The sequence below is a fragment of the Streptomyces sp. SID10853 genome, assembly GCF_010548145.1.
GTDB lineage: Bacteria > Actinomycetota > Actinomycetes > Streptomycetales > Streptomycetaceae > Streptomyces.
Genome location: NZ_JAAGLN010000464.1, coordinates 1 through 1,902, shown reverse-complemented (window position 1 = coordinate 1,902; position 1,902 = coordinate 1). Strand labels below are relative to the sequence as shown.

2 protein-coding genes and 1 pseudogene are annotated in these 1,902 nt (G+C 70.5%); 1 reads left to right on the top strand and 2 read right to left on the bottom strand.

What is annotated here, in order from left to right; all coding sequences use genetic code 11:
• Window positions 1-407 (bottom strand): annotated as a pseudogene (locus G3I19_RS36340) (molybdopterin molybdenumtransferase MoeA); the annotation flags it as partial.
• Between the two features lie 3 nt (window positions 408-410).
• A complete protein-coding gene (gene galU, locus G3I19_RS36335; protein WP_164267923.1) occupies window positions 411-1,313 on the bottom strand; it encodes a UTP--glucose-1-phosphate uridylyltransferase GalU in 903 nt (300 codons plus the stop codon).
• Window positions 1,314-1,407: 94 nt separating this feature from the next.
• Here galU and G3I19_RS36330 point away from each other — a divergent pair.
• A partial coding sequence (locus G3I19_RS36330) for a 5-formyltetrahydrofolate cyclo-ligase (protein ID WP_164267922.1) occupies window positions 1,408-1,902 on the top strand: 495 nt, incomplete at its 3' end.

Genomic DNA, 1,902 nt, shown 5'->3' with positions numbered 1-1,902 from the left:
CTGGCGGCCCGCATGGTGGTGGCCGCTCCCCCGCCGGTGCCGCCGTCGGTCCACTCGACCGGTACGACGGCCTGGGCGCCGGGCGGCAGCGGGGCGCCCGTCATGATGCGGGCGGCCTGCCCCGGCCCCACCGTGGGCAGTTCGGCCAGGCCGGCCGCCACGTCCCCGATGACCGTCAGGACGGCGGGGAACTCCTCGCTCGCGCCCTCGACATCGACCGTACGGACGGCGTACCCGTCCATCGAGCTGTTGTCGAAGGGCGGCAGCGAGATCTCGACCATGACGTCCTCGACGAGGACGCAGCCCTGCGCGTCAGGCAGTTGCAGCTCGATCGGTTCGAGTGGACGGACTGCCGCGAGGATGTCGTCAAGATGCTCGTCCACCGACCAGATCGGGGTGTTGCTCACGTGCTACATCTCCTCGGTGACATAACGGCGAAGCCAGGTCCTGAAGTCCGGGCCCAGGTCTTCACGTTCGCACGCGAGTCTGACAATGGCACGCAGATAGTCGCCCCGGTCGCCGGTGTCATAGCGGCGGCCCTTGAAGACGACGCCGTGCACCGGGCCGCCGGCCTTCTCGTCGTGGGCGAGCTGCTGGAGGGCGTCGGTGAGCTGGATCTCGTTGCCGCGGCCGGGCTCGGTCTTGCGCAGTATCTCGAAGACCGCGGGGTCCAGGACATAGCGCCCGATGATCGCGAGGTTGCTGGGGGCGTCGGCCACGGCGGGCTTCTCGACCAGGTCGGTGACCTTGACCACGTCGGACTCTCCGGTGGGCGCCACGGCGGCGCAGCCGTACAGATGGATCTGGGCCGGCTCGACCTCCATGAGGGCGACCACACTGCCGCCCTCGCGCTCCTGGATCTCCACCATGCGCGCGAGCAGCGGGTCACGCGGGTCGATCAGGTCGTCGCCGAGGAGGACCGCGAAGGGCTGGTCACCGACGTGCGGGGCCGCGCACAGCACGGCGTGGCCCAGCCCCCTGGGGTCGCCCTGGCGGACGTAGTGCATGGTCGCGAGGTCGCTGGACTCCTGGACCCTGGCGAGCTTCTCGGCGTCGCCCTTGCGGGTGAGCGCCGACTCCAGCTCGTAGTTGCGGTCGAAGTGGTCCTCCAGCGGACGCTTGTTGCGACCGGTGATCATGAGTACGTCGGAGAGGCCGGCCGAGACCGCCTCCTCGACGACGTACTGGATGGCCGGTTTGTCCACCACAGGCAGCATCTCTTTGGGTGTGGCCTTGGTGGCCGGCAGGAACCGGGTACCGAGGCCCGCTGCCGGAATGACAGCCTTGCTGATCCTGGGCGGCAACTGAGTCATGCGTAGCACCCTATCCGCTGATATCTGGGCGGAAGATGATGCTCCGGTTAATAGATCCTCATACCCGAGGTGACGAGAGGATGACGGACTTCTCATGACGCCCGCACACTTCGAGAAGACGCCCGCACACGTCGGCAAACCGTCGCTGCGGCGGCAACTCCTGGCCGCACGGGCCCTCCTGTCCACCGAGGACGTCGCGGCGGCTGCCACGGTTCTCGCCGGGCACGCCGTCGCGCTCCCGGAACTCGCGCGGGCGCACACCGTCGCGGCCTATGTCTCGGTCGGCCGTGAGCCCGGCACCCGCCCGCTCCTGGACGCGCTGCGCGCCCGTGGGGTCCGGGTGCTGCTTCCTGTGCTGCTGCCCGACAACGACCTCGACTGGGGCGCGTACCGGGGCGCGGACTCGCTGGTGCCCGCCGGGCGCGGGCTTCTGGAGCCGGACGGCGCACGGCTCGGCGTACACGCGGTGCTCGAAGCCGACGCCGTCCTGCTGCCCGGACTGGCCGTCGACGGGCAGGGGATGCGGCTGGGGCGCGGCGGCGGCAGTTACGACCGGGTGCTCGCCCGGCTCGCGGGGGCGGCACCCGGT